The sequence below is a fragment of the Paraburkholderia sp. A1RI_3L genome (genome assembly GCF_048957895.1).
Lineage (GTDB): Bacteria > Pseudomonadota > Gammaproteobacteria > Burkholderiales > Burkholderiaceae > Paraburkholderia > Paraburkholderia kururiensis.
Genome location: NZ_JARCHA010000077.1, coordinates 1 through 487, shown reverse-complemented (window position 1 = coordinate 487; position 487 = coordinate 1). Strand labels below are relative to the sequence as shown.

The window sequence follows — 487 nt, the reverse complement described above, 5'->3', positions numbered from 1 at the left end:
TGCGCCCGAGCCGATCGCCACGGCGTTGTCTCCCGCCGCGTTCGCGTTGTTGCCCACGGCTACACCGGCCGCTCCCGCCGCCGTTGCACCCGTGCCTGCGGCCAGCGCGTTCACGCCCGTCGCGCCGTCGTTGTTGTAGTTGGCCTGCTGCGTGCCGTTGTCGTTCACGCTGTAGTAGTGCGTCTTGCTCGCCGAGATCGCCGTGGAGAGCGAAGTCGTTGCCGTCGAACTCGATGTCGAGAGCGATGTCACTGAGCTGTTCGTGGTCGAGAGGCCCGTGGAGAGCGAACTCGCCGTCGTCGACGTCGACGTGGAGAGGGAACTGAGGCCGGTGGAGAGCGAGCTGGCCGTAGTTGACGTCGAAGTCGAGAGCGAGCTCACGCCCGTGGAGAGCGAACTCGCCGTGGTCGAGGTCGACGAGGAGAGCGACGCGATGCTGCTCGTGGCCGTGGAGACCGAACTCGACAACGATCCCGTGCTGCCGGAG

The 487-nt window shown here is 66.7% G+C and carries 2 protein-coding genes; one reads left to right on the top strand and one right to left on the bottom strand.

Translation table 11 applies throughout. The features are described 5' to 3' along the window. Positions 1-114 (bottom strand): hypothetical protein (locus PXJ20_RS32970; RefSeq protein WP_421032973.1); only part of this gene is annotated, 114 nt, incomplete at its 3' end. Between the two features lie 70 nt (positions 115-184). Here PXJ20_RS32970 and PXJ20_RS32965 point away from each other — a divergent pair. Beyond that, positions 185-487 (top strand): hypothetical protein (locus PXJ20_RS32965; protein WP_421032972.1); only part of this gene is annotated, 303 nt, incomplete at its 3' end.